Origin of the sequence: Segatella baroniae B14 (assembly GCF_022024235.1) — a bacterium.
Classification (GTDB): domain Bacteria; phylum Bacteroidota; class Bacteroidia; order Bacteroidales; family Bacteroidaceae; genus Prevotella; species Prevotella bryantii.
The window spans coordinates 1-2,500 of sequence record NZ_CP091799.1 but is presented as its reverse complement, the minus strand read 5'-3'; the positions used below and the strand labels follow the sequence as shown (position 1 = coordinate 2,500).

At 46.5% G+C, this 2,500-nt stretch carries 1 rRNA gene; it reads right to left on the bottom strand.

The annotated features are described in order from the left end of the window. Positions 1-28: 28 nt before the first annotated feature. Positions 29-1,558 (bottom strand): 16S ribosomal RNA (locus L6469_RS00005). Positions 1,559-2,500: the final 942 nt, after the last annotated feature.

The window sequence follows — 2,500 nt, the reverse complement described above, 5'->3', positions numbered from 1 at the left end:
CTTACTTCTAAATAAGCATCTCTTCCAGAAAGGAGGTGTTCCAGCCGCACCTTCCGGTACGGCTACCTTGTTACGACTTAGCCCCAATTACCAGTTTTGCCCTAGGCCGACCCTTGCGGTCACGGACTTCAGGCACCCCCGGCTTTCATGGCTTGACGGGCGGTGTGTACAAGGCCCGGGAACGTATTCACCGCGCCATGGCTGATGCGCGATTACTAGCGAATCCAGCTTCGTGAGGTCGGGTTGCAGACCTCAGTCCGAACTGGGACCGGCTTTCTTGATTAGAATGACCTTACGGGCATCCGACTTTCTGTACCGGCCATTGTAACACGTGTGTAGCCCCGGACGTAAGGGCCGTGCTGATTTGACGTCATCCCCACCTTCCTCACACCTTACGGTGGCAGTGTCTCCAGAGTGCCCAGCTCTACCTGATGGCAACTGAAGAGAAGGGTTGCGCTCGTTATGGCACTTAAGCCGACACCTCACGGCACGAGCTGACGACAACCATGCAGCACCTTCACAGATGTCCCGAAGGAAGTCACTATCTCTAGATCCGTCATCTGCAATTCAAGCCCGGGTAAGGTTCCTCGCGTATCATCGAATTAAACCACATGTTCCTCCGCTTGTGCGGGCCCCCGTCAATTCCTTTGAGTTTCACCGTTGCCGGCGTACTCCCCAGGTGGGATGCTTAACGCTTTCGCTTAGCCACTCACCCCGAAGGGCAAACAGCGGGCATCCATCGTTTACCGTGCGGACTACCAGGGTATCTAATCCTGTTCGATACCCGCACTTTCGAGCTTTAGCGTCAGTAACACTACAGCGAGCTGCCTTCGCAATTGGAGTTCTTCGTGATATCTAAGCATTTCACCGCTACACCACGAATTCCGCCCGCTTCCTGTGCACTCAAGTCTGGCAGTTCGCGCTGCAGTGCCCAGGTTGAGCCCGGACATTTCACAACACGCTTACCAAACGGCCTGCGCTCCCTTTAAACCCAATAAATCCGGATAACGCCCGGACCTTCCGTATTACCGCGGCTGCTGGCACGGAATTAGCCGGTCCTTATTCGTAGGGTACATGCAAATAACCACACGTGGCTAACTTTATTCCCCTAAAAAAGCAGTTTACAACCCATAGGGCCGTCATCCTGCACGCTACTTGGCTGGTTCAGACTTCCGTCCATTGACCAATATTCCTCACTGCTGCCTCCCGTAGGAGTTTGGACCGTGTCTCAGTTCCAATGTGGGGGACCTTCCTCTCAGAACCCCTACTGATCGTCGGCTAGGTGGGCCGTTACCCCGCCTACTACCTAATCAGACGCATCCCCATCCATAAGCGATAAATCTTTATTCCATCTCAGATGTCTTTAATGGAAACCATAGGGCATTAATCTTACTTTCGCAAGGCTATTCCCTACTTATGGGCAGGTTGGATACGCGATACTCACCCGTGCGCCGGTCGTCATCAAAGAAAGCAAGCTTTCTTCATGTTACCCCTCGACTTGCATGTGTTAAGCCTGTAGCTAGCGTTCATCCTGAGCCAGGATCAAACTCTCCATTGTAAAATATCTTTGAATATCTAATTGAATAGATTATTTGTCTCTGTTTCAAGGACGCTTATCCTTTTATTGAAGTCGGTTTAAAGCCTGGACAAAAACTAAACTTGACGGTTCGTTTTTGTTACCCATTCACACATATCTATAATATGTGAACGCTTCTTGTACTACTTCTCTGTCTATGTAATCTTTTCAAAGAACTCTTTCTCTTAAGCCTCATAACCAACGTTATTTGGCTGCTTCCGTTTGTTTGAAAGCGAGTGCAAAGGTATACAAAATATCCATAACCTCCAAATGTTTTCAAGAAAAAAAATACAAAAAACTGTAATTTTGCGCGTTCTTTGACAATGAAAGCTTAATTCCGTGGACGTACACATTATAATATATAAGGATAAAGGATTAAAGATTAAAATAATATATAAGGATTAAAGAAAAATAAGATCAGCACTACTTTTACCATTCTACGACATGTACAACAAAAGAGGGGTTTTGAATTTTACGGACAAGAACCCTCATGAGACTTGCGTATTTGAAATTGCGATGTAAGAATGCCTCAAATACGTGAATTTTGAAGAATTTTTGTATCTTCCTGAATATCAACACATTACACATTCAACGTTTCTTCGGTTCAAGAAATGGGCGCCCAAACCCCAGCTCCTAGGGGTCGAAAGCTTAGGGTTGATGCGATAAGGTCATAGAGTTTAGCGAACAAAGTCTTAGCTTTCGACCCCTAGGACCTGTGGTTTTGCCGGGAGAGAAAATCGAGGGGAAGAAAAAAGACCAAACAGGCTGATCAAAAGTTGAATATTTTGAGCTAGATGACGAATTTTGAAAGCACTGTTTTTTGATAAATTATTTGACAGTCAAACCATTACAGGCGGGAAAAAGTCAACAGACATTCCGATACTTATCGATGTGACAGAATTCTGTGTATCTATGGCATTTGTA